The organism is Heliomarina baculiformis (genome assembly GCF_019966545.1).
GTDB classification, from domain to species: Bacteria; Pseudomonadota; Alphaproteobacteria; order Rhodobacterales; family Rhodobacteraceae; genus Heliomarina; species Heliomarina baculiformis.
In genome coordinates, this window is sequence record NZ_JAIMIC010000006.1 from 185,728 (window position 1) to 210,691 (window position 24,964).

Here is a 24,964-nt window from a genome sequence, read left to right on the forward strand (position 1 = left end):
AACGCCGAGCGAATATGGTTAACCAGCAGCGGAAAGACGTCTTTCGCGCCAGATGATGATCAGCCCGCCAAGGATGATCAAAAGCGCCCCGGGGAACAGATCGCCAAACGGCGCTTCGCCGAAAAAGATCCAGCCAAAAGCGAATGCGGTGGGTATGCCGAAATAGGCAAAGGGGGCAAGATTGCTCTGTTCGGTCATGCGATAAGCAACCACGAGGCAAAGCACCGCCATCCCGCCGATGCCGCCCATCGCGGCGATCCACCAGATGTCGGACGGATTGTGGATCGGGGAAAACCCGCCCATGGCAAAGGCAAAGATCACGGATCCGACCGTTGCGACGCAGGCGGAATAGATATTGGCCAGCGGGCTTGGCACATCATCGTCCAGCATCCGCGCGCTGACCCCGGAAAGCGCATAGAAGAAAGCGGCGGCAAGCGCCGCGATAGCCGCCCAGGAGAAACCGTCCGAAGTCGGCCCGACGACAAGCACCACTCCGATGAACCCCAGCACGACAGCGCCCCAGCGCATCATCCCGACTTTCTCGCCAAGCAGGGGCACCGCCAAGGCCGTCATGAACAGGGCATTGGAATAGGTGATGGTATTGGCCGTCGCAAACGGCAGACTTGCAAGGCTGTAGTAGAACATCAGCTGTGCGAGCGTCACGATCAACCCTCGGGCACAGGCCAGCTTCCACTGCCGCATTCGCAGACTGCGCCCGGATCGATGCCAGGCGCGCGACGTGAGCAGGATAATGATAGACGGCAACAGACCGAACGTATTGCGATAGGCCGAAAGCTCCGGTGCCGTGTAATCCGCCGAAAGGCGTTTGATGATAAGTCCCATCCCGTCGAAAAGCACGATCGCCACCAAGGAAATCACGATGGCAAGCGCGACTCTGTCGCCGGGACGGACACTCATTGTCGTTTACCCATGAAAAGCAGCAACCGTCTTGAGCTGAGAGAACCCGTACAGCGCCTCAAAGCCTTTTTCTCGGCCATGACCGGATTTGCCGACCCCGCCAAAGGGCAGTTCGACGCCGCCACCGGCACCGTAGTTGTTGATGAACACCTGCCCGGTGTGAAGCGCCTTGGCGAGCCGCATCTGGCGGGCGCCGTCACGGGTCCAGACACTGGCGACAAGCCCGTAGTCGGTGCCGTTCGCGATGGTAAGCGCTTCTTCTTCGGTATCGAAGGGGATCATTACCTGAACCGGGCCGAAAATCTCGTTCTGGGCCAGCGGGTGATCGGCGGGCACATCGGCGAAAAGCGTGGGTTTTACATAGGCACCGGCCTCGGGCGCATGGTCTACGATCACCCCTTCACCGGCGACCGGCAGATCGCCGCCCTTGGCAATGAAACCGCTGACGATTTCCTTTTGCCGTGCCGAGATCAGCGGCCCAAGACGCAGGTTCTCGCCTGCCGGGCCGACGCTCAGCTCGCTATAGGCCTCGCCCATGCGCTTGCGCACCTCGTCATAGACGCCGCGCTGCACGAGGATCCGGGAAGAGGCGGAACAGGTCTGGCCCGCATTCTGCACACCCGCGTTGACGAGGAAGGGCAGCGCCGCGTCCAGATCAGCATCGTCAAACACGATCTGCGGAGACTTCCCGCCCAGTTCCAGCGTCACCGGAATTACGTTCTTCGCCGCCGCTGCCTGCACCAGCGCGCCGGTCGCAACCGAACCGGTAAAGCTGACATGCTGGATCTTCGGATGGCCCGACAGCGCGGCCCCAGCCTCGGCACCAAGACCGGGCACGACGTTCAGCGCGCCATCCGGCAACCCGGCTTCCTGCGCGATATGGGCGAAGGCCAGCGCGGTCAGGCAGGCCTCTTCTGCCGGTTTCAACACGCAGGCATTGCCCATTGTCAGCGCCGCACCGACCGAGCGGCCGATGATCTGCATCGGATAATTCCAAGGCACAATATGGCCGGTCACGCCATGCGGCTCACGCAGGGTATAAACGGTATATCCATCCATATAGGGAATGGTTTCACCATGCACCTTGTCCGCCGCACCGCCGTAAAATTCCATGTAACGCGCAAGCGCCACCGCATCGGCGCGCGCCTGCCCAAGCGGTTTACCCACATCCATCGCTTCGAGCGCGGCAAGTTCATCGACTTTTTCCAGAACAAGCTGGCCAATCCGTGTCAGGATGCGGCCGCGTTCAAGCGCGGTCATCTTTCCCCACGCCCCGGCGCGGGCCGCATGGGCAGCCTCGACCGCCGCGTCAATATCCGCCGCGTCTCCGCCCGCGATCTGGCAGATCACGCTGCCGTCCGAAGGGTTCACCAGATCAAGCAGCTTGCCCGAAGCAGGCGCTTTCCACGCGCCGCCGATCAGGCAGGTCGCAGGGTCAAACCAGAGGGTGTTGTTGAGTGTATCAGGCATCGGTCAGGCTCCTTCCAAGCGCGTCCAGATCGGGGAGAACCGGCGCGGCGTCGATGAGCGTACGCGTATAGGGATGGCGCGGGTTAGAAAAGACCTCTTCGGTCTCTCCCTGTTCAACTATTTCACCGGACTTCATGACAAGCACCCGGTCGGTCACTGTGCGCACCACGCTCAGATCATGCGAGATGAATAGGTAGGACAGGTCATAGGCGCGGCAGAGATCGGCGAGCAGATCAAGGATCTGCGCCCGGACCGACACATCCAGCGCGCTCACCGCCTCATCGAACAGGATCAGTTCGGGCCGGATGATCAGGGCGCGGGCGATCGCGATACGCTGCCGCTGGCCGCCGGAAAATTCGTGGATGTACTTGCGCGCATCTTTTGCTGTCAGACCGACGGCCTCGAGTGCTTCTCCGATTGCGGCCTCCCGCGCCTTGCCGGTGGGCGGCTCGTCCAACAGAAAGAACGGCTCGGTGATCAGCCGGTCGACACGGTGGCGCGGGTTGAAGGAGCCAAACGGGTCCTGAAACACCACCTGCATCTTGCGCCGCACGGCAAGGTTCGGCTTCGTGCCCGAGAAGACGGGTTCGCCGTCCAGCGTGATTGACCCGCCCTGTATCGGCTCCAGCCCCAAAAGCGCCCGAGTCAGGGTCGATTTACCGCAGCCGGATTCCCCGACCAGACCCAGCCTTTCACCGCGGTGCAGCTCGAAACTCACCCCCTTTACGGCGCGGAATTGACCATGGGGCGCAAAGGGGCGCGTGCGCGGCAGGCGATAGTCGCGCACCACGTCTTTTACCTCAAGCAAGGGCTTGGGCTCGGGCCGCGGCGGCAGATCGACCTGATGGCCCGATGCCTCGAACAATTGCCGCGTATAGGGGTGTTTCATCTGCGCCAGCAGCGACCTGGTCGGGCCGCGCTCGACAACCTCGCCCCGCCGCATGACCACGATCCGGTCCGCCATATCCGCCACAACGGCAAGGTCATGGGTGATCATCAGCAACCCCATGCCGAAATCCTCGACCAGCCCCTTGAGCAGATCGAGGATCTGCGCCTGCGTCGTCACATCAAGCGCGGTTGTCGGTTCATCCGCGATCAACAGCTTGGGCCGCAGCGCAATGGCCATGGCGATCACCACGCGCTGCCGCTGACCGCCGGACAATTCATGCGGATAGCGCGACAGCGGGAACCGGTCAGCCGGAAGTCCGACCCGGTCCAGCACTTCCCGCGCTCGGGTCTTTGCATCGGCAGGCGACATCGCTTTGTGGATCAGGATCGTCTCGGTCACCTGATCCCCGATGGTCTTGACCGGGTTCAGCGCCGTCATCGGCTCTTGGAACACCATGCCGACCGTATTGCCGCGCAAACGGCACATCTCGGCCTCGGAGGCTTGCAAAAGGTCCTTGCCGTCAAGGTAAATCGATCCGCTGGTTTTGACCCTCTCGGGCAAAAGCTGCATCACGGAAAAGGCCGTCATCGATTTGCCGGAACCGCTTTCGCCGGTGACAGCGACGATTTCGCCGGGATCGACCGTCAGCGTCACGTCCCGCAGGATGGACGTGCTCACGATGTCCATCGACAGGTTATCGATTTGAAGCAAGCTCATGCGCGCGACACCCTCAGCCGTGGATCAAGATAGTCGCGCAACCCGTCGCCCATGAGGTTCAGCCCCAGCACCGTCAGGATAATCGCGACACCAGGAATAAGCGCGATATGGGGCGCAATGGAAACAAGCGTCTGCGCATCGGCCAGCATCCGCCCCCAGCTGGGCGTCGGCGGCTGCGCCCCCAGCCCGATATAAGACAGACCCGCCTCGGCCAGTATACCCAAGGAAAACTGGATGGTGCCCTGCACGATCAGCAGGTTCATCACGTTGGGCAAGATATGTTCGAAACTGATCCGCGTCGCCGATTTGCCCGAAACTCGCGCCGCCATGATAAACTCCCGCTCCCACAGAGACAGGGCCGCACCGCGCGTGATCCGGGCAAAGACAGGGATATTGAAGATACCAATCGCGATGATCGCGTTGATCGCGCCCGCCCCAAAAACGGCAGTAATCAGGATCGCGATGACCAGCGAGGGAAAGGCAAAGACCAGATCGTTGCCGCGCATGATGACTTCGTCCAGCCATGTCCCTTTGCGCGCAGCGGCCGCAAGGCCCAGCGGTACACCAAAGCCCATGCCAATGCCGACAGCCACCAGCGCGACCGCGATCGAGGTCCGCGCACCGACCATGATCATCGACAGGATATCGCGCCCGAAATGGTCGGTTCCCAGCAGGTGCACCCCGTTGGGGCGCTGGAACTTGTCGGGAATGCTCATCGCCGTGTGGTCAAACGGAGTCCAAATAAAGGATACAAGCGCGGCCAGCACGAAAACCGCGGTCAGGAACGCGCCGATGATCAGGTTGCGTCTCATGTTCTGGACCTCAGTCGCGGATCGACGGCGGCATAGGCCAGATCGACAAGGAAATTGACGGTAATAACCGCGAACACCAGCAGCATCACGACGGATTCGACGACGATCAGATCGCGCGAGCTGATGGCCTGAAACACCAGACGCCCAAGGCCCGGCAGGTAAAACACCTGCTCGATGATAATCGACCCGGCCAGCAGAAAGGAGAATTGCAGCCCGATGATTGTCAGCACCGGGATCAACGCATTGCGCACCCCGTGCCGCCAAAGCGCCTGCCGCCGGGTGAGCCCCTTGGCGCGGGCGGTGCGCATGAAATCCTCCCCCAGAATATCCAGCAAGGCCGAGCGCATGACCCGCGCAAGAATCGCCGCCTGTGGCAGGGCCAGCGAGACGGCAGGCAGGGTCAGCGAGTGTATCCCGGTCCATAACCCCTTGTCCCAGCCGGCAAAACCTCCCGCGCTGAACCAACGCAAGTTGATGGCGAATATCAGCACCATCATCATCGCGAACCAGAAATTCGGCACCGCCACGCCAAGCTGGGTGGCGCCCATCACCGCCATGTCCCCCCCCTTACCCCGGCGCGCGGCGGCATAGATCCCGGCCGGAAAGGCGATGACCGTCGACAGTGTTAGCGCGTAGATCGCCAGCGGCAGCGAAACCCAGAGCCGGTCCGCGATCATCGTGCTGATCGGCGTGCGATAGGTATAGGACGTGCCGAAATCGCCGGTCACCAGCCCGCCGACCCAGCCGAGATAACGCTGCCATTTTGGCACGTCCAGACCAAGCTCGGAGCGCAGGGCGGCAACCGTATCGGGCTGGGCATTGATGCCCAGCATGAATTGCGCCGGATCACCCGGCGCGACTTCGATCACGAAGAAAATGACAAGGCTCGCAACCGCAAGGCTGACAATCAGCGAGAGGAAGCGTTTGAAGATATAGTTCAGCATCGGCGCCACGTTATGCGCGCGGACAGGGAGCGTCCAGAGCGCGTGTTGACCGCGTGATAGCGCATGACAGCGGCGCTCATCAATCGGGCGTTTTCACCGGATAGTTCATGCCAATGCTGCCGGAAATTCACCTTCTTCGATCCAGCGAAGCAGAATGCTAACCTTGGTGCCCTTGGCCGACGACCTTATTTGCAACCCGCCGCCCAGCTCGCGCGCAAGCCCCAGCACCATGGACAGCCCCAGGCCCGATCCCTGCCCCACGGGTTTGGTCGTAAAGAATGGCTCGACAACGCGGTCCATGACGGCGCTGTCTATCCCCCGCCCAGTATCCTCGACCTCGAAGACGATATAGGAACCGGATGGGAGAGTATCTCCATCCACCGTCGGGACCTGCTGTTTCGAGTTCCATCCCCGCGCTGACACGGTCAGAACGCCACCGTCGGGCATTGCATCGACAGCATTTTGGGCGAGGTTGATCAAAGCCGTCACCATCTGCTTACTGTCGGCCCATGCGAACAGCCCCCTCTCAGGCCGCTTGGCAACCACGTTTATCGACCCGGGAACGAGATGGCGCAGGAGGGACAGGAATTCTTCAAAAATCCGATCCACGTCGTGAATACCGACGTCCATGACCGACTTGCGGGCATAAACCATCAACTGCCGCACAAGCACCTCGGCCTGCTGCGACGCCGTATGCGCCCGCCTGACCGATTCATCCTTGTCGCGCTGATCGGTGAATTCGCCGTAAAGTTCAAGATTACCCTGGATCGCGGTCAGTATGTTGTTGAAATCATGCGCGACACCACCGGCAAGTCGACCGATCGCCGCCATCTTCTGCGCCTGCGCGGTGCCGGTCGCCGCCGCCTCCGAGGCCATCCGGTGGGCGCGCCCCTGCAGGATCGACCGCGTCAGATAGCCGAGCAGGGCGAGACCGCAGACAACGATAGCCATTTTCGTCGGAATTGTCCCGAAATCCGGCAAGATGTAGTACAAAATCCAGCCGATCATTATCGCCACGACGACGATTTCGCCAATGACGAGATACATCAGCGTGTCACAGCGATACACCAGAAACACGAGGATACAGCCAATCAGCGCCGCGCCCGCGAATACCAGCGCCTCGTCGTCCTGAATGATCAGCACCGCCGGAAGCCAGAGAAATGCGATCAGCAGCAAAAGAAACAGGGATGCGGCGATGTAATGTTCGCGCCGGCTGACCACCTCGCCCCGGCTGCGCAGAAAGAGAAAATAGAAGATGTGCAGCTTTACAAAGAAAAAAACCCAGACGAGCGATATGATCCAGTGAGAGTGGAAGTAAAGTACAATGCCACCACCGATGACGCCGACAAATCGTGCAATGACTTCGGGTTTCTCCCCGTAGTCAAGCATATAGAGCCTGTCCAATTCAGCACGGTGATCGATGTTCAACCCCAAAACATTTCACCCATCACTCCGCTACGTTCCTCCAGGTCTCGGCCTCGCAGAATATGTTTAGCGCTCTAATCTGTTTCCAAGTTCATACCCTATCCGGGCGCTCGGAAGGAACATATTTTTCGTATGTTTCAGATTGGAGAAACGAAACAGCCTGCCAAGAGCATGTTCAACGCGATATTCCACTTATGTGAAACGCAAGCGACTATCCAACGCCGGACCACTTCCCGGCTAGCAATCCTGATTACAGAACGACTAGCTGCTCTCGGGATACAGTAACCGGGCCGAATGTACCGGCCCGGTGTCATTCAGATCTATTCCGACCAACTAACGCCCGTCAGGTCCACCGCCTGCGTCGGCGCATCTTTCCAAAGGCCCTTCAGCCCGGCTTTCGCAATCACCGGATAGGCAAGCTGGAAAAGGTAGCCGTTCACGTAGTCTTTTGCGATGATTTCCTGGGCTTCCTTGAGCATGGTGGAGCGCTCATCAGGATCGGTGGTCCCGTTCAGCTTGGTCATCAACTCCTGGAAAGCAGGGTTGTCGTACTGAAAGTAGTAGTCGGGCCGCGCATAGATGCCGATATCCATCGGCTCCGTGTGGCTGATGATGGTCATGCCAAAATCCTTGCCGCGGAACACCGTTTCCAACCACTGCGCCCATTCGACGTTGATAATCTCGGCGGTGATACCGACTTCGGCCAGTTGCGCGGCGATGATTTCGCCACCGCGACGAGCATAGGACGGCGGTGGCAAGTGCAGCGTGGTCTCAAACCCGTCCGCCATCCCGGCCTCTTCCAGCAGGGCCTTGGCCTTGGCCGGATCGTATTCCGAAATACCTGTGAGATCGACGTAATCGGGGTTATGGGGTGCGAAATGCGTCCCGATCGGCGTACCAAGCCCGAACATGGCCCCGTCGATGACCGATTGCCGGTTGATCGCATGGGCCACGGCCTCGCGCACCTTGACGTTATCGAACGGCGGGCGCTTGTTGTTCATCGCAAGGATGGTTTCACCCTCGGTCGATCCGACCAGCACCTGGAACCGCGCATCGGCTTCGAACTGCGGCAGGTTCTCGGGCGCAGGGAAACCCGCAAAGGCGTCGATATCCTCGGCCATCATCGCGGCAAAGGCGGCGGTCGGGTCCGAGATGAACTTGAAAGTGGCGCTGTCCAGCATGGCCGGCTCACCCCAGTAATCCGCGTATTTCTCGATCTGGATGCTGTCGCCCTGAGACCAACTCACGAATTTGAACGCGCCGGTGCCGATGGGCGTCGACTTGATGTCATCAATGCTTTCGGGCGCCACGATCACCGCGTCACCCCATGCCATGTTGAACAAAAACAGACCGTTCGGCTCGCTCAGCGTGACCTTGACTGTCAGCGGATCGACGACTTCGACCGTGTCAATCGCGGTGAACAGGGCCTTTTGCGCATTCACGCTGTCTTCGGCACGGGCACGATCAAGGCTGAACTTGACGTCTTCGCCATCCATCGTGGTGCCATCGTGAAACGTCACACCATCGCGCAGCTTGAACGTATAGGTCAGCCCGTCTTCAGAGATTTCCCAGCTTTCGGCCAGCCCGGGAATGATCGACCCATCAGAGGCAAAGCGCGTCAGGCCCTCGAAGATGTTGGAATATGTCACCGAGTCGATGGCCCCCGCAGCGGCCGAGGTCGGATCGAGATGCGGTGGCTCAAGCTGCATGGCGACGGTGGCGCTGGTCTGAGCCTGCACGGCTCCCAGTCCGGCCATCAGGGCCACGGCGCTTGCCAAGGCCAGCCTCGAGAAAGAAGTCATGATGAATTTCCCTATTGGTTGCGACAGGTTCCGGTTTTCCGGTTACACAAGACAGAAACAGTCTTGGCCGAGATTGTCTCGGATACAAGCCAAACTTGGCCTCAAAGCCGGGCAGATCACAAAAAACCTAGTGTTTTCAGTCACCCGCCCGCTTGCTAGGCGCGTGCCTTTCCGCCGGTCCCACCCCCGCTAAAAGACAAACCTTTTCAAAGCGGCCAATCCCGTGTATGGGCGGCCAATCTGAGACGATGTGCCCGGACCCTGGCACGCGGATGAAGGTATAAGGGTCGGCGGCAATGGGGCCGCCATGCAAACGGGAGACCCGGAACGCCGGGAGTGCTCCCAATCAGGATACGATGATGTTTAACACAACGACAAAAAGCATGCAGTGGGGCGAAGAGACGCTCACGCTGGAAACCGGCAAGGTTGCGCGTCAGGCCGACGGTACCGTTATTGCCACGCTGGGCGAAACCAGCGTCATGGCGAACGTGACCTTTGCCAAGGCACCTAAGCCCGGTCAGGATTTCTTTCCGCTGACCGTTCATTATCAGGAAAAATATTACGCAGCCGGGAAGATCCCCGGCGGTTTCTTCAAGCGCGAAGCACGTCCGACCGAAAAGGAAACGCTGACGGCCCGCCTGATCGACCGCCCGATCCGCCCGCTCTTTGTGCCCGGCTTCAAGAACGAAGTTCTGGTCATGTGCACCGTGCTCTCGCACGATCTGGTCAACGACCCCGATATCGTCGCGATGATCGCCGCTTCGGCCGCCCTGACGATTTCCGGCGCGCCGTTCCGTGGCCCGATCGCCGGTGCCCGCGTTGGCTTTGAGGATGGCGAATACATCCTGAACCCGACCGTCGACGACATGCAGGACCTGCGCTTGAACCCCGAGCAGCGTCTCGATCTGGTCGTGGCCGGCACCAAAGACGCCGTCATGATGGTCGAATCCGAAGCTTACGAGCTTTCCGAAGCAGAAATGCTTGGCGCGGTGAACTTTGCGCACGAGCAGATCCAGCCGGTGATTGATCTGATCATCTCGCTGGCCGAAGAAGCGGCGAAAGAGCCCTTTGATTTCGACGCACCGGACTATTCCGAGCTGTACGAAGCTGTCAAAGCCGCCGGTGAAACGCAGATGCGTGAAGCCTTCGCGCTGACCGACAAGCAAGAGCGCACCACGGCCGTTGCCGCGGCCCGCGAAGCGATCATCGCGTCGCTGACCGAAGAGCAGGCAGAGGACGCGAACCTCGGTTCCGCCATGAAAAAGCTCGAAGCAGGCATCCTGCGCGGCGACGTGGTGAAAACCGGCAAGCGGATCGACGGCCGTTCCACCACCGACATCCGTCCGATCGTTGCGGAAACCGGCCTTCTGCCGCGAACCCACGGTTCGGCGCTTTTCACCCGTGGTGAAACGCAAGGCTTGGTCGTGACCACGCTCGGCACCGGCGATGACGAACAGTTCATCGACGCGCTGCACGGCAACTTCAAATCGAACTTCCTGCTGCACTACAACTTCCCTCCCTACTCGGTGGGTGAAGTAGGCCGCGTCGGTTCGCCCGGTCGCCGCGAAATCGGCCACGGCAAGCTGGCATGGCGCGCGCTTCAGGCGGTTCTCCCGGCTTCGACCGATTTCCCCTACACGATCCGTGTTGTGTCCGAGATTACCGAATCCAACGGCTCCTCCTCGATGGCTTCCGTCTGCGGCGGTTCGCTGTCGATGATGGATGCAGGCGTTCCGCTCAAGGCACCGGTGGCCGGTGTCGCGATGGGTCTGATCCTCGAAGACGACGGTTCCTACGCGATCCTGTCGGACATCCTTGGGGACGAAGACCACCTCGGCGACATGGACTTCAAGGTCGCAGGTACCGAGAACGGCATCACCTCGCTCCAGATGGACATCAAGGTTGCTGGCATCACGCCCGAAATCATGGAGAAAGCTCTGGCCCAGGCCAAGGACGGCCGTATCCACATCCTCGGCGAGATGAACAAGGCCCTGTCCAGCGCAGGCGAGTTCAGCGCCCACGCACCGCGCATCGAAACCATGCAGGTGCCCACCGACAAGATCCGTGAAGTGATCGGTTCGGGCGGCAAGGTGATCCGCGAGATCGTCGAAGTTTCGGGTGCCAAGGTCGACATCAACGACGACGGCATCATCAAGATCGCCAGCCCGAACGCCGAAGCCATCCAAAAGGCCTATGACATGATCTATTCGATCGTGGCCGAGCCGGAAGAAGGCAAGATCTACAAGGGCAAGGTCGTGAAGCTCGTCGATTTCGGCGCCTTCGTGAACTTCTTTGGCAAGCGTGACGGCCTCGTGCACGTCTCCCAGATTGAAAACCGCCGCCTGAACCATCCGTCGGATGTGCTCAAGGAAGGTCAGGAAGTCTGGGTCAAGCTGCTGGGCTTTGATGACCGTGGCAAGGTTCGCCTGTCGATGAAAGTCGTCGATCAGGAAACCGGCGAAGAAGCCGCCAAGGAAGAAGCGGCAGACTAAGCCCTTCTCCCCGAAAGAAGAACGAACGCCCCCGTTGCAATCCGGGGGCTTTTTTTGTGGCAGGCCCGGCAGGTTCGAACCTGTAATGCAACTTGTTCGCATTATCATTTATCCTTATTTTATTGACACTTAGGAGGCTCGCTCCTACCTACCGTCCCTCAACGGCCGCAACGATTCCCGCCGCCCGGTTACAGACTGCGCTTGCGTTTGCAGCGTATGGCCGGATTTGCCGCTGCCGCCCCGATGGAGACCGGAAAATGACCCCTCTGACCATCGCGCTTCTGGCTTTCAGCATGTCTGCGGATGCCTTCGTTGCGTCAATCGCCAAAGGAAGCAGGAACCAGCAGACCCCCTCCATTGCAACGGCACTCGGACGCGGGCTCTTGTTTGGCACGGTCGAGACCATCGCACCGTTGATCGGCTGGCTACTGGGCCGCGCGGCAACACGCTACATCGAAACATGGGATCACTGGATCGCTTTTGCCCTGCTGGCGGGAGTCGGGCTACACATGATCTACGTCGCCTTTCACAATACAGATACCGCGCCGCGCAAACGCAGCGCCTTTGCGCTTGTTGCGACGGCCGTAGGAACCTCGATCGACGCGACAGCCGTCGGGATATCGCTGGCCTTTCTCGATGTGAACATCCTTGCCATCGCGCTGGCCATCGGCGCGGCCACCTTTGCAATGACGACCACCGGAACCCTGCTGGGTTGCGTTTTGGGTCGTCGCTTCGGCAATATTTTCGAGATCCTTGGAGGCGTCATTCTCGTCTGTATGGGAATCTTCATTCTCGCCGAGCACACCACCTAAACAGAAACAATCGCAAAGATTTCGCCTGGTTTTGGAAACAATAGTATTCCATTCTTATCTATGCTGTGCCCTACTCCCCCTTGGCGCCGCGTCCAGCGCGCCAACGTTCTTTGGGAGGAGACGACATGCTGAAACGAACACTCGCGGCGATAGCCGCCATTTGCCTTGCGCTGCCCGCAAGCGCCTCGTCCATCGACATGGGCTTTACCAGCTTCTACTCGCTGGGGGACAGCCTCAGCGATGACGGCAAATTCGGCACGCTTGCCCCGCCAAGCCTTGGCGGTCGTTTCTCGAATGGTCCCGTCTGGACCGAACTTCTCGCCGACTCCTTCACCGCCAATGGTAAATTCACAGCGAACTTCGCTCTTGGAGGCGCAACCGCCGGAGATGTGAATGCCAATACCTATCCCCCTGCCCTGCAACCGCTGGCGACTTTCATGGGGCAGGTTGGGGTTATGTCGTCCTATGTCGGCGCCGCCGGGACCAACCCCCTTGTTTCGGCTCTCTTCGGGGCCAATGACCTGTTCCAGAGCTTTGGCGCGACCGGTACGGCAGATGGCAAGGCCGGCGCCAATTCGGTGACCGACGGTATTCGCGCGGTCGCCGCACTAGGGGGCAATTTCAACAATTTCCTTGTCTCCAATCTGCCCGATATCGCCGACAATCCGGGCTTTTACGGCAACCCTGCCGCTGGCGCGCTCAGCGCAGCCTCGGCAGAATTCAACACCCAGCTTGCCGCCAACCTGATCGACCTTGAGAACGAGGGGCTGAACATCTTTTTCGTCGATTTCACCGATTTCATCGACGAACTTCGCCCCCGTGCCACAGCGCTGGGTCTGACCAACCTGACCGAAGCCTGCACCCCCAGCATGTCTACCTTTACACCGCTGGATAACTGCGCCGTCAGTTTCGATGCCACCGGCGGACTGGTCGTCGACCCGAGCGCGGCAGATTCCTACTTCTTTGCCGATTCCGTGCATCCAAACAGGATCGTGCATCAGGAATTCGCGGAATATGCAGCGGCCCGGGTTTCCGTTGCCGCCGTGCCGCTTCCTGCGGGCCTGCCCCTGCTGCTCGGCGCAATCGCGGCGCTTGGCCTGACCCGCCGCCCCCTGCGCGTCGCCTGAACCGCAGGATATCCACAAATGATCCAATCTCGCCCCGTCCGTGCATCTGGCGCGGGCGGGGTAGTCTGTCTATGAACGGCGCATGAGATCCTACATCATTCACATGTCGTCCAGCACTCAACGCCGCGAGAACGTCGACAAGCTGCTGTCGACTTTGCCGCAGGGTGAAACCGTCGAGGCGGTGAATGGCCGCGATCCGGCGCAGATCGCCTCGATGACCGTTCATGGAGGCGACCTCCACAGCCCCCGCTATCCCTTTCTGCTGATGCCTGCAGAGATCGGCGTGTTTCTCAGCCACCGGAAATGCTGGCAAAAACTGGTCGACAGCGATGACGATTACGCACTCATCGCCGAAGATGACCTGTCACTCGCGCCAGACCAGTTCGCCCGCGCCCTTGCCTTGGTCGAAGGCAACATGACCAGCAGTATGTATGTCCGTCTTCCGGTGAAAACGCGTGAGAAACCCGCACGCACGCTGGCGCAGGTCGGGAAGATGCGGCTGATCCTGCCGCAGGTGATCGGATTGCAATGTATCTGCCAGATCGTCGGACGCGATGCGGCGGCAAAGCTGCTCGAAGCGACGCAGGAAATCGACCGTCCTGTCGACACCTTCCTCCAGATGCACTGGATCACCGGTCAGCCGATCCACAGCCTGTTGGGCAATGGCAACCGCGAGGTCGCCTCGGAAATCGGCGGCTCGACAATTCAGACACGCACTCCGGCAAGCGGCAAACTACGTCGTGAATGGGCCCGCGCGGCCTACCGTGCCCACCTTCGCCTGCGTCCGCAGACTTGGCCCCGATAACTTCCACCCGGCGAAATCTCGGCCAACTCGTCCCGGCGACGCAACGCGTCGCTGCCAAGGCTGACCCTAAAACTGAAAGCGTTTAAAACGAAAGCGCCGGTCACTGACCGGCGCTTGTCTTGTTTACATCCAATAGTTCAGGCCGGGGCCTTAGTCGTCCGCAGATAGGGAAGAACGGTCTTGAACTCGCCGAACTTTTCCTTGGCATCCTCATCGCTGACCGACGTGGGGATGATCACATCGCCGCCGGGCTGCCAGTTCGCAGGCGTTGCAACGCCCTTGGCCGACATCTGCAACCCGTCGAGCGCACGCAGCACCTCGGCAAAATTGCGGCCAACCGTCATCGGGTAGGTCATCGACAGCTTGAGCTGCTTGTCCGGCCCGATGATAAAGACCGAGCGCACGGTTGCGCTGTCCGCCGGGGTACGCCCGTCGGGGAGGTAAGCTTCTGCCGGGAGCATGTCGAACGCCTTGGAGACCTCAAGACCTTCGTCGGCGATGATCGGGAAGCCCGCCTTGGCACCGCCTGCGGTTTCGATATCACCTTTCCATTTCTTGTGATCCTCGACCCCGTCGACCGAAACGCCGATCACCTTGGTGCCGCGCTTTTCCCATTCATCGGCAAGCTGCGCGACAGCACCGAATTCTGTCGTGCAGACCGGTGTGAAATCCTTTGGATGCGAAAACAGGATCGCCCAGCTATCGCCGATCCAGTCGTGAAACTTGATCGTGCCCTGATCGGTCTCCGCAGTGAAATTCGGAACAGTATCGTTGATGCGTAAACTCATTTGGTTTTTCCCCCCATTCATGGAGTTGACGACTCTTGCACCCCCTATCTAGTCACAAGACACGGCAGTTTCATCCCCCGACTTGCCGAGCATGCGCTGCAGTGACAGAGTGGCGCGAATCTCCCGACCGGGCGGTCGGGACTCATTTATTGGGAGCTGAGATATGATCGAGAAACGCGACTTTTACATCAACGGCAAGTGGGTTGCCCCCTCTGCCCCGAACGATTTCAACGTGATCGACCCCTCCACCGAAGAGCCCTGCGCGGTGATCTCGCTTGGCAGCCAAGCCGATACAGATGCCGCCGTGGCCGCCGCCAAGGCTGCTCTCGGCGATTGGATGTACATGCCCGCCGCCGAGCGCATCGCCTATCTCGAAAAACTGCTCGAGGTCTATAACACCCGTGGCGAAGACATGGCGCAGGCGATCAGCATGGAAATGGGCGCGCCCATCGACATGGCCCGCACCCAGCAGTTCGGCTCGGGCAGCTTCCACCTCAAGAACTTCATCCGCGCAGCCAAGGAATTCGAATTCGACGCGCCGCTGAGCGAAAAATTCCAGAACGACCGGATCATCAAGGAAGCCGTCGGCGTCGCCGCGCTCATCACGCCGTGGAACTGGCCGATGAACCAGATCACGCTCAAGGTTGGCGCCGCCGCCGTTGCAGGCTGCACCATGGTGCTGAAACCGTCCGAGCAAAGCCCGCTGAACGCGATGGTCTTCGCCGAGATGATGGACGAGGCAGGCTTCCCCGCCGGTGTCTTCAACCTCGTGAACGGCGATGGCGCGGGTGTCGGCACCCAGCTTTCGAGCCATCCGGACGTCGACATGGTGTCCTTCACCGGCTCCACCCGCGCCGGCACGGCAATCTCGAAAGCCGCGGCCGATACGCTCAAGAAAGTTCACCTCGAACTGGGTGGCAAAGGCGCGAACGTGGTCTTTGAAGACGCGGACGAAAAGGCCATCAAGCGCGGCGTGCTGCACATGATGAACAACTCGGGCCAGTCCTGCAACGCCCCGTCGCGGATGCTGGTACAACGCCCGATCTACGACAAGGCCGTTGAAACCGCAGCCGAGGTTGCAAACTCCGTCACCGTGGGCAGCGCCCATGACGAAGGCCGCCACATCGGCCCCGTCGTGAACGAACTTCAGTTCAAGAAGATCCAGGACCTGATCCAGAAAGGCATCGACGAAGGTGCGAAACTCGTCGCCGGTGGCGTTGGCCGCCCCGACGGGATGAACCGTGGTTTCTACGTGAAACCGACGATCTTTGCGGATGTGAACAACCAGATGACCATCGCCCGCGAAGAGATCTTTGGACCGGTCATGACGATGATCCCCTTCGACAGCGAAGAGGAAGCCATCGAGATCGCCAATGACACCGTTTACGGTCTCACCAACTACGTCCAGACCCAGGACGGCGAACGCGCCAACCGCATGGCCCGCAAGCTCCGTTCCGGCATGGTGGAAATGAACGGCGCAAGCCGCAGCCCGGGCGCGCCTTTCGGCGGCATGAAACAGTCCGGCAACGGCCGCGAAGGCGGCGTCTACGGCATCGAGGACTTCCTCGAGATCAAGGCCGTCGGCGGCTGGGCGGCAGAATAAGTCGGACCCTCTCCACAAGAATGGGGCCGCTCCGGATACCGGGGCGGCCCCTTTTCGTTGCTCGGGTCACTGCTTCGCCGATCCTTCACAACCCGACGTGGTGCAGGACCAGTTGCGGGGCCCCGCTTGAGATGCGGTAAAGCGACCGGCCCTCGTCATCGATCACGGCACTCACCCGTTGGCGAAAGGACGAGAAACTGTCGAAGGTAACCACATCGACCGGTTCATCGAAATGCAGCGTGATCCGCTGGTATTTGCCCTGCGGTCCGACGGAAAGCCCGTGAACATAGCCGGTGAAGGGCTGACCAAGATACTGGCCTTCCACCCGATCTCCGACCGCGAAAGGCCGCTTGTTGTCGTTCCGGCGCACTGTCGCGGAAAGGGTATTCCAGTCACGCGCACCCTGCTGGTGCGCGATCATTTCAAGCGCCTGACCATGGCTGATGGCACGACCTGTTTCGGCCATGTCGCGCCGCAGCCGACGCGCTTGCGTTTTCAGATCCGTGAGCCGGTCTGTTGTATTGGATGTCATCATCTGTTGCCTCATGACAGGCATGCAATTGATAAGGAGGTGCCCGCGTTACCAACCGTTGCACATGCCACTGGACAGAGACGTAAGATGCAAAGCGGGTTTCACCATGGCAAAATGCCTGCGAGCGGCAGGGAACCCGAACCTGACGGCCAGATAGGCACGAACTCCCGCCACGTCAAGCCACCGCAAAATTCTCACAGAATTTTACCCAGAAAATTCAGTTTTCTGGGGCTGCGCCGTTGGCCTGCCATCACACGCCCATTTCAGGGTTTGAGAAGATCACCGGCCTGTGGCACAGCAGGACAAGCCCGCGCACAGGACAAACGATGATCATTTCCCGCCTTCACGGCCGCCTTGGCAACCAGATGTTCCAATATGCCGCCGCGCGAGCTTTGGCGGCGCGCCTTGATCTGCCGGTGGGGCTGGACGCGCGAGAGGCACTCGCACGGGGTGAAGGATTTCTGACCCGCGTATTCGACCTTCCCCTGACCACGCCGGAACCGCTGCCCCCCTCCCGTCGTGAAAAACCGCTGGCCTATGCGCTCTGGCGCTATGCCGGGCGCATGCCGTACCTGCGGCGGGAACAGCGTCTTGGCTATAATGCCGCGTTTGAGACATGGGGCGACCAAAGCTATCTGCACGGCTATTGGCAAAGCGAGAAGTATTTCTCTGCCATCGCCGATACGATCCGTGCCGACTTTGCCTTTCCGGAATTCTCTTCACCGGAAAACGCCGACATGGCCCAGCGCATCGGTGAAACACTTTCCGTTGCCCTGCACGTCCGGCGCGGCGATTATGTGGCGCTGGACGCGCACGTGCTCTGCGACCAAGCCTATTACGATGCGGCGCTTGCCCGGATTTCTAACAACCTCTCCACAGACCCCACGGTCTTTGTCTTTTCCGACGATCCCGAATGGGCCCGCGAGAACCTGCCGCTGCCCTTTGAAAAAGTCGTTATCGACTTCAACGGCCCCGACCGAGATTTCGAGGACATGCGGCTTATGTCGCTCTGCCGGCACAATATCATCGCCAATTCATCATTTTCCTGGTGGGCTGCTTGGTTGAACACACATTCGGACAAGATAGTCGCGGGACCGGCAAACTGGTTCGGCGACCCCAAGCTGCAGAACCCGGACATCCTTCCGCCCAGTTGGATTCGGATCGAAACCTGAGTTTCAGAACGGCGCGGGCGCACGGAATTTCAACGAGGCACCGCCATCAGGGTGTTTGATGCGGAGTTCCTCGGAATGCAGCATCATCCGGTCATGATCCAGCGCCGCCCCGCTGGCGTAAAGCGGATCGCCAAGGATCGGGTGGCCCAGCGACAGCATATGCACCCGCAGCTGATGGCTTCTCCCGGTCTTGGGGAATAACCGAACCCGCGTGGTATCCCCCTCATGGCGTAGAACTTTCCAGTCGGTCTGCGCCGGGCGTCCGTTCTCGGGATCGACCATCTGGCGCGGTCGATTTTCCCAATCCACGATCAGTGGCAGATCCACCGTGCCCGATTTCGGCTCCAGCCTGCCATCAAGCCGCGCCACATAGGTCTTCTTGGCATAACGTTTTTCGAATTGCAGCCCAAGGTGACGCTGCGCATGTGGCGTCAGGGCAAAGACCATCACGCCCGATGTGTCGCGGTCCAGACGATGCACCAGCAGTACATCGGGAAACACCGCCTGCAACCGCGTGATCAGGCAGTCCGCCAGATGTTCGCCCTTGCCCGGCACAGATAACAGCCCGTCGGGCTTGTTCACGACGACGATCTGCGCATCGTGGTGCAACAGGTCCAGCGGACCCTCGGGCGGGTTATATTCTGATCCGGGTGCCATGCGCCGCTGCTTACGCGCTGCGAAGGGCGCGCACAACAACCCACTTGCGGCCTCACCCGTGCAGGGCAACAGTGCCGGAAACAGGAGGAGACACAGATGCACCTGACCATCACCCGTATGCAGGAAGTTGTCGCTAGCGGCGATGATACCAAGATCGCCGACCTACTGGCCGAGGACGTGAAATTCCTGCCTCCAACCTACTTCGCCACATGGACCGGGCGGGAACCCGTGGCGGCCGTTCTGGGACATGTTGGCAAGGTCTTTACCGACTTCAGCTATCGGCGCGTGATGGGCGACGGCAAGGATTGGGCGCTCGAATTCCAGTGCAAGATCGGCGAGTTGGACGCGGTTGGCGTCGATCTGATCACCCTGAACGATGACGGTCTGATCGCGGTTTTCGAAGTGGTCATGCGCCCGCACAAGGCGGTTGGCGCCCTGCGCGAAGCGATGAACGAGCGGGTCAAGACCGACGCGCGTTTTCTCAAGTTCCGCGAAGCGCTGAGCTGATTGTGGATCAAGAAATGTGTCAACTAAGTCAGCAATATTGACTTAATTGCTCCGATCCGCACAGTGCGGCCCAGTCATGTTGATCGGAGGACAGAGAGATGAACTGGGAACAGGTATTCGCGACCCGGATGACGCGCATGAAGGCGTCGGAAATCCGCGAACTGCTGAAACTGCTCGAGCAGCCGGATATCATCTCTTTCGCGGGCGGCATCCCGGATCCCAAGCTGTTTCCCGCGAAAGCCTTCGAAAAGGCGTTCTCGGCCATCCTCAGCGGTGATAAGGCGCAGGCCGCCCTGCAATACTCTGTCAGCGAGGGTTATCTGCCACTGCGCAGCTGGATCGCCAGTCAGATGGCCGCGCTCGGCGTGCCCTGCAACGAGGACAACATCCTCATCACCTCCGGATCGCAGCAGGCCCTCGATTACCTCGGCAAGCTGTTGCTGTCCCCAGGCGATACCGCCCTTGTCGGCTGGCCGACCTACCTTGGCGCTCTCGGGGCGTTCAACGCCTATGAGCCACGCTACGACCAGCTCTCGCCCGACACCAACAGAACCCCGCAAAGTTATGCCGATGCCGCGGCCCAGGCGGATAGCGAGGTGAAATTCGCCTATACTTCCGCCGATTTCGCCAACCCTACCGGCCACACGCTCGACCGGACGGCCCGTGGAAAACTGCTCGACCTGGCGGAACAGCTCGACATTCCCGTTATTGAGGATGCCGCCTATCAATCGTTGCGTTACGACGGAGAGGCGATCCCTCCGATCCTCGCGCTTGAGATCGAACGAACCGGCGACATCAATGCCGCGCGTACGCTCTATTGCGGCAGTTTCTCGAAAACGCTGTCGCCCGGCCTGCGCGTCGGCTGGGTCTGTGGCGCGGCCCCGGTGATCCGTCGGCTTGTCCTGATGAAACAGGCGGCAGACCTGCATTCCTCTACCATCAACCAGATGGCCATTGCCGAGGTGGCCAGCCGCATGTTCGAAAGCCACGTGGCAAACCTGCGCGACGTCTATAAACCGCGCCGTGACCATATGCTGGACGCGCTGAAACGGCATATGCCAGACGGCGTGGAATGGACCCGACCCGAGGGCGGCATGTACGTCTGGCTCACCCTGCCCCAACACCTCGACGCGGCGGATCTTCTGGCAAAATCGCTCGAAACCCAACGCGTCGCTTTTGTGCCCGGTCGGGCATTTTTCGCGGACGGCAGCGGGGGCAATACGCTCCGGCTCAGCTTTTCCTGCGCCGATCAGGCCCAGATCGAGGAAGGCATCACCCGTCTTGGCCGCCTGCTCAGGGAATAGCGGGCGGGATCATGCCGATTATCGAGAAATAACCGTAACTGTTTCGCGCTTCGGTCACATTCCGGCGAAAAGCATGTCAAACGGAAAGACAGGTCCCCTCAAACACCGTGGCCCCTGTCGGATAGACATAAGGAATTGAAAATGAACCGTTTAGCCCGCCTGAGTTGTACTGCCGCGATGGCCTCTGTCGCCCTTGGACAACCCGCATTTGCGGATGTCAGCGCCGACGATGTCTGGACCAATATCAAGGCCTATCTCGATACCTTTGGCGGCAAGCCGGAAACGACCATAAAACGTTCGGCGGATGCCGTCAGCGTCGGTCCCATCACGATGTCCTGGGACCTGCCAGAGGATGAAGGCACTCTGACTCTGACCCAGTCGGGGTTCGATCTTGTTCAGAACGATGACGGCACGGTTGATATCCAGTATCCGGCCACGCAGAGCGTTACGATGCGGGCCGAGATCACCGACGAAGGCACCTATACCGGAACAGTCGACGTCACCTCGACCAACCTGAACATCTCTGCCAGCGGACTGCCGGGCGACATCTCCTATGAATACTCGGCAGATCAGCTCGACTTTACCGTCCGGGATGTCGAATTCGAGGATATCCAGTCCGAAGGTCTGACCATCGGCGGTACCGCACGCGATCTCTCCGGCAGCGCCAGCATCGCCGCCTCAAGCCTTGTGACGGTAGACGGGCAAATGAAGCTGGGCGCGAATGAGTTCAACGCGGACTACACCGATACTGCCGGTGTAAGGTCGGTCTTCTCCGGCACGGCGCAGGGCCTGACTGCCTCGCATGAAATGATCCTGCCTCGCAGCGGCATCTCCCTCCTCAACCTCGCCGATGCGATGGAACGCGGTCTGCGCTTCACGGGCGAAAGCAGTATCGATGGATACCGGTCGGAACAGACCATCACGCTCGACGGGGCGCCGGTCTCGCATCAGCTGTCGGAGTCGGAAACCTACGACAACATCTTTTCTCTGAACCGCGAAAGGCTGCAAGTCGCCGCCCTGCTTGAGAATACGCGGTTGTCCTTCAGTGCGCCCGACGCGATCCCCTTTCCGATTAGCGCGATCATCGCGCGGAACACGGCCAGCGCCACGCTGCCGATCTCGGCGGGGGAAAGCCTTCAGGACGCAGCCCTGTCGATTGACATGACCGGTTTGGAAATCCCCGAACAGCTCTGGGGCATGATCGATCCCACGAGAGAAATTCCCCGCGATCCTATGGCCCTGACACTTGCCCTGAATGCCAAGGTCAAGAGCTTCTGGGACTGGTTCGATTTCGCCGACGTCGCGGCGCGGGGCAAGGCGGGCGACCTGCCCGGCGAATTGCACGCGCTCACCCTTGAGAACTTTCGGCTCAAGGCCGCCGGCGCTGAGCTGACCGGCAAGGGCGAGGCGAGCTTCGATAATAGTGACAAAACCACCTATGAGGGATTTCCCAAGCCCACAGGTGTTCTCGACCTGACCCTTCGTGGCGGCAACGCCCTGCTCGACCGGCTCGTCAAGATCGGGCTTCTGCCGGAACAGCAAGCCATGGCCGCGCGCATGATGGTCGGCATGGTCGCCAAACCCGATGACAACGCGGGCGAGGATGTACTGAACTCCCACCTCGAATTCACCGAGGACGGCGAGCTTCTTGCCAACGGCATGCGCATGCGCTGATCGTGGACACCCGAAGGCCTCCCGTCTGGGGGCCTTCACTCAGGCGCGCACTCTTTCACTTTTGGGATCATACATGGGCTTCATCGAAGCCTCAGCCGTTACCCGAACACCCGCCACGTCGATCTCGTAGCTGGACGCCAGCACCTCTGCCACGCTTTCGCCAGCGCAGGGCACATAGCCAAGCCCCATCGCGCCGCCCAGATGATGCCCGTAGGCCCCTGAACTCAGGAACCCGACAATCTCTCCGTTCCGCAGGATGGGTTCGTTGTGGTACAAAAGCGGTTCGGGATCGGTCAGGCGGAACTGCACCAGCCGCCGCTTCAACCCCTCTTCCTTCTTGCGCAGCACCGCGTCACGGCCGATGAAGTCGGGCTTGTCCCTCTTCACCGCAAACCCAAGGCCCGCCTCAAGCACGTGGTCCTCGCAGGTGATATCATGGCCGAAATGCCGAAAGCCCTTTTCCATGCGAGCGCAATCCATCATGTGCATCCCCGCCAGCTTGAGCCCGAGATCCTGTCCGGCCTCCCAGAGCGTCTCAAAGGCATGGGCCGCCATGTCCGAGCTGACGTAAATCTCCCAACCCAGTTCACCCACGTAAGAGACGCGATGCGCGCGGGCCAGCCCCATGCCAAGTTCGATTTCCTGCGCCGTACCAAATGGATTGACCGCGTTTGAGAAATCATTGGGCGACACGGCCTGCATCAGCTTGCGCGCATTCGGTCCCATTACCGCCATCACCGCTTCGCCCGGGGTAACATCGGTGATGACAACCGCCCGGTCCCCCACATGCCGCCGCAACCATGTTTCATCCGCCAGCCGTGTCCCCGCCGGAGTCACCACCAGATAAGCGGTCTCGGCCAGGCGCGTGACGGTCACGTCCGCTTCGATTCCGCCGCGCGCGTTCAGGAACTGGGTATAGACGATCTTACCCGGTGCCACGTCCATCTCGGCCCCGCAGACGTGGTTGAGAAAAGCCATCGCATCGCGCCCTTCGACCCGCAGCTTGCCGAAAGAGGTCATGTCATACATCGCCACGTTCGACCGCACTGCCGCATGTTCCTCGGCCACGTTGTCGAAAAAGTTCTGGCGTCCCCAGCTGTATTCATACGCCTGTGCCTGCCCCACGCGCGCGTACCAGTTCGCCCGCTCCCAGCCTGCCAGCTCTCCCATGACCGCGCCACGTTCAAGCAGATGCGCATGAAGCGGCGAGCGACGCACGCCCCGCGCCGTTGCCTTTTGGCGGAAAGGAAAGTGGTCCGCGTAAAGCAGGCCCAGTGTCTCGGTCGAGCGCTCTTTCAGGTAACGTTTATTCCCCTGAAATGGCTGCATCCGGCTGATATCGACATCACGGAGGTCAAACGGTTTCTCGCCGTCTTCCATCCATTGCGCCAACGCCATACCCGCGCCGCCGGCTGACTGGATACCGATAGAATTGAACCCGGCCGCAACCCAGACATTGTCCATCTCGGGGGCGAGGCCAAGGTGATAGGCGTCATCGGGCGTAAAGCTCTCGGGCCCGTTAAAGAACGTATGGATGCCCGCTTCGGCCAGCATCGGTACCCGGTTCACCGCTTGTTCGAGGATCGGTTCGAAATGATCGAAATCCTCGGGAAGCTGGTCAAATTCGAAATCCTCGGGGATTCCGTCCATGCCCCATGGCTTTGATACCGGCTCGAAGGCACCCAGAAGGATCTTGCCCGCATCTTCCTTGTAATAGGCGCATTCATCCGGCACCCGCAGCACCGGCAGTTGGGTCAGTTCGGGGATATTCTCGGTCACGATGTAGAAGTGTTCGCAGGCCTGAAGCGGTACGTTCACGCCAGCCATCCGGCCGACTTCGTGTCCCCACATCCCGGCACAGTTTACGATCATGTCGCAAGCGATATGGCCGTCGCCATCTACCCCCTGATAGCTGACCCCGGTCACCCGGCGCCCGGTTTTGTGACTCTCCGTAACCTTCGTGCGTTCGGCAACGACCGCCCCACGCTGGCGCGCGCCTTTAGCCAGTGCATGGGCGATGTTCCCCGGATCCCCCTGCCCGTCCTTTTCCAGGTAGACCCCGGCCACCACGCCATCGAGGTTCAGATGCGGATAGAGTTCGCCTATCCCGGTTGGGTCGATCTCTTCAACCGAAACACCAAAGGCCCGCGCCATCGCTGCCTGACGGAAGATCTCTTCTCGCCGTTCCGCCGTCAGCGCCACGGTGATCGACCCATTCCGCTTGAACCCGGTTGCAACCCCGGTTTCCGCTTCTAGGCCGCCATAAAGCTCTTGGCTGTAGCGCGCGAGCTTCGTCATGTTCGCCGTCGCCCGAAGCTGCGCGATCAGACCCGCCGCATGCCATGTCGTTCCCGATGTCAGCTGCTTGCGTTCCAGCAGCACTACGTCCGTCCAGCCGATTTTGGTCAGGTGATAGGCCACCGAGCAACCGATCACGCCGCCGCCGATGATGACCACACGGGCCTTTTCAGGAATAGTCAAAGCTTACCTCGCTTATTTTCGCATCTCGGGCGC

General features: G+C 60.3%; 20 protein-coding genes. 9 read left to right on the plus strand and 11 right to left on the minus strand.

What is annotated here, in order from left to right; all coding sequences use genetic code 11:
- Positions 1-18 precede the first annotated feature (18 nt).
- The 7 genes from MF268_RS15220 to MF268_RS15250 form a co-directional block, all read right to left on the minus strand.
- Positions 19-918, minus strand: coding sequence for a DMT family transporter (locus MF268_RS15220; RefSeq protein WP_238371721.1), 900 nt, complete (start codon positions 916-918; stop codon positions 19-21).
- Positions 919-924: 6 nt separating this feature from the next.
- Complete coding sequence (locus MF268_RS15225) at positions 925-2,388, minus strand: aldehyde dehydrogenase family protein (protein ID WP_238371722.1); 1,464 nt, start codon at positions 2,386-2,388, stop codon at positions 925-927.
- The gene (locus MF268_RS15230) at positions 2,381-3,994 is read right to left on the minus strand and encodes an ABC transporter ATP-binding protein (RefSeq protein ID WP_238371723.1); all 1,614 of its coding nucleotides are present in this window, start codon (positions 3,992-3,994) and stop codon (positions 2,381-2,383) included. The genes MF268_RS15225 and MF268_RS15230 overlap by 8 nt, the downstream gene beginning before the upstream one ends.
- Positions 3,991-4,806 (minus strand): ABC transporter permease, encoded by an 816-nt coding sequence (locus MF268_RS15235; RefSeq protein WP_238371724.1) that lies wholly within the window; start codon positions 4,804-4,806, stop codon positions 3,991-3,993. Before MF268_RS15235 ends, MF268_RS15230 begins: the two co-directional genes overlap by 4 nt.
- Positions 4,803-5,750, minus strand: a complete 948-nt coding sequence (locus tag MF268_RS15240; RefSeq protein ID WP_238371725.1) for an ABC transporter permease — start codon at positions 5,748-5,750, stop codon at positions 4,803-4,805. Before MF268_RS15240 ends, MF268_RS15235 begins: the two co-directional genes overlap by 4 nt.
- 105 nt (positions 5,751-5,855) lie before the next feature.
- Positions 5,856-7,139 (minus strand): sensor histidine kinase, encoded by a 1,284-nt coding sequence (locus tag MF268_RS15245; protein ID WP_238371726.1) that lies wholly within the window; start codon positions 7,137-7,139, stop codon positions 5,856-5,858.
- Positions 7,140-7,495: 356 nt separating this feature from the next.
- The gene (locus MF268_RS15250; RefSeq protein WP_238371727.1) at positions 7,496-8,977 is read right to left on the minus strand and encodes an ABC transporter substrate-binding protein; all 1,482 of its coding nucleotides are present in this window, start codon (positions 8,975-8,977) and stop codon (positions 7,496-7,498) included.
- 359 nt (positions 8,978-9,336) lie between these two features.
- On the opposite strand from MF268_RS15250, the gene pnp reads away from it, so the two are divergent.
- The 4 genes from pnp (at position 9,337) to MF268_RS15270 (ending at position 14,213) form a co-directional block, all read left to right on the plus strand.
- Entirely contained in the window at positions 9,337-11,469 is a 2,133-nt protein-coding gene (gene pnp, locus MF268_RS15255; RefSeq protein ID WP_238371728.1) for a polyribonucleotide nucleotidyltransferase, read from the plus strand.
- Between the two features lie 257 nt (positions 11,470-11,726).
- Positions 11,727-12,281, plus strand: a complete 555-nt coding sequence (locus tag MF268_RS15260; RefSeq protein ID WP_238371729.1) for a manganese efflux pump MntP — start codon at positions 11,727-11,729, stop codon at positions 12,279-12,281.
- A 125-nt stretch (positions 12,282-12,406) separates the two neighbouring features.
- Complete coding sequence (locus tag MF268_RS15265) at positions 12,407-13,408, plus strand: SGNH/GDSL hydrolase family protein (protein WP_238371730.1); 1,002 nt, start codon at positions 12,407-12,409, stop codon at positions 13,406-13,408.
- An 82-nt stretch (positions 13,409-13,490) separates the two neighbouring features.
- A complete protein-coding gene (locus tag MF268_RS15270) occupies positions 13,491-14,213 on the plus strand; it encodes a glycosyltransferase family 25 protein (protein ID WP_238371731.1) in 723 nt (240 codons plus the stop codon).
- Positions 14,214-14,350: 137 nt separating this feature from the next.
- Here the strand turns inward: MF268_RS15270 and MF268_RS15275 are convergent, their stop codons facing one another.
- Complete coding sequence (locus MF268_RS15275) at positions 14,351-15,001, minus strand: peroxiredoxin (RefSeq protein WP_238371732.1); 651 nt, start codon at positions 14,999-15,001, stop codon at positions 14,351-14,353.
- A gap of 163 nt (positions 15,002-15,164) precedes the next feature.
- Here MF268_RS15275 and MF268_RS15280 point away from each other — a divergent pair, with 163 nt between their 5' ends.
- Complete coding sequence (locus MF268_RS15280; protein WP_238371733.1) at positions 15,165-16,604, plus strand: aldehyde dehydrogenase family protein; 1,440 nt, start codon at positions 15,165-15,167, stop codon at positions 16,602-16,604.
- Positions 16,605-16,689: 85 nt separating this feature from the next.
- Here MF268_RS15280 and MF268_RS15285 read toward each other — a convergent pair whose 3' ends face one another.
- On the minus strand, positions 16,690-17,139 hold the full coding sequence (locus MF268_RS15285) for a glyoxalase superfamily protein (protein ID WP_238371734.1): 450 nt from the start codon (positions 17,137-17,139) through the stop codon (positions 16,690-16,692).
- A 323-nt stretch (positions 17,140-17,462) separates the two neighbouring features.
- On the opposite strand from MF268_RS15285, the gene MF268_RS15290 reads away from it, so the two are divergent.
- A complete protein-coding gene (locus tag MF268_RS15290; protein ID WP_238371735.1) occupies positions 17,463-18,308 on the plus strand; it encodes an alpha-1,2-fucosyltransferase in 846 nt (281 codons plus the stop codon).
- Between the two features lie 3 nt (positions 18,309-18,311).
- On the opposite strand, the gene MF268_RS15295 is transcribed toward MF268_RS15290, so the two are convergent.
- Positions 18,312-18,965, minus strand: coding sequence for an RluA family pseudouridine synthase (locus tag MF268_RS15295; protein ID WP_238371736.1), 654 nt, complete (start codon positions 18,963-18,965; stop codon positions 18,312-18,314).
- Positions 18,966-19,061: 96 nt separating this feature from the next.
- Here MF268_RS15295 and MF268_RS15300 point away from each other — a divergent pair, with 96 nt between their 5' ends.
- From MF268_RS15300 to MF268_RS15310, 3 genes are all read left to right on the plus strand, one after another.
- Positions 19,062-19,472, plus strand: coding sequence for a nuclear transport factor 2 family protein (locus tag MF268_RS15300; RefSeq protein ID WP_238371737.1), 411 nt, complete (start codon positions 19,062-19,064; stop codon positions 19,470-19,472).
- A 98-nt stretch (positions 19,473-19,570) separates the two neighbouring features.
- Positions 19,571-20,776, plus strand: coding sequence for an aminotransferase-like domain-containing protein (locus MF268_RS15305; protein WP_238371738.1), 1,206 nt, complete (start codon positions 19,571-19,573; stop codon positions 20,774-20,776).
- 141 nt (positions 20,777-20,917) lie between these two features.
- Entirely contained in the window at positions 20,918-22,450 is a 1,533-nt protein-coding gene (locus MF268_RS15310; protein ID WP_238371739.1) for a DUF2125 domain-containing protein, read from the plus strand.
- A gap of 39 nt (positions 22,451-22,489) precedes the next feature.
- Here the strand turns inward: MF268_RS15310 and MF268_RS15315 are convergent, their stop codons facing one another.
- Positions 22,490-24,931 carry a GcvT family protein gene (locus MF268_RS15315; RefSeq protein WP_238371740.1) on the minus strand — a complete coding sequence of 814 codons (2,442 nt, stop codon included), beginning with the start codon at positions 24,929-24,931 and terminating at the stop codon, positions 22,490-22,492.
- Positions 24,932-24,964 lie beyond the last annotated feature (33 nt).